The sequence below is a fragment of the Mesorhizobium sp. M8A.F.Ca.ET.202.01.1.1 genome, assembly GCF_004791595.1.
Classification (GTDB): domain Bacteria; phylum Pseudomonadota; class Alphaproteobacteria; order Rhizobiales; family Rhizobiaceae; genus Mesorhizobium.
On record NZ_SRUN01000322.1, the window covers coordinates 1 to 281 of the forward strand.

A 281-nucleotide genomic window follows, 5' to 3' on the forward strand; every position below is an offset into this window, starting at 1 on the left:
CTTCGAGGACAAGGCGCCGCACAGCGCGCTGATGCGCGAAATGCCGGTCTATGTCATTACCCATCCGCTGGCGGCGCTGCTCGGGTTGGCCGCCTATGCCAGGATGCCGTCGCTGTTCGGCGTCAACACGGCGGGGCGGCACTGGCGGGCGTGATCGCGCCCGGTTTCGGGACGACGATCGGCCGCCGCGACGAAGTTTCGCCATAGGCAAGCCGTAGCCGGGGCGCTAAGAGGATGCCGGAATGCGGCCCATCCGACACGCGGATAATCACGAAGCGCCC

At 67.6% G+C, this 281-nt stretch carries 1 protein-coding gene; it reads left to right on the forward strand.

Annotated elements, in window-relative coordinates; genetic code table 11:
• The coding region (locus EN845_RS35035; RefSeq protein ID WP_189587464.1) for a glucokinase at nt 1-154 on the forward strand (154 nt) is incomplete at its 5' end.
• Nucleotides 155-281: the final 127 nt, after the last annotated feature.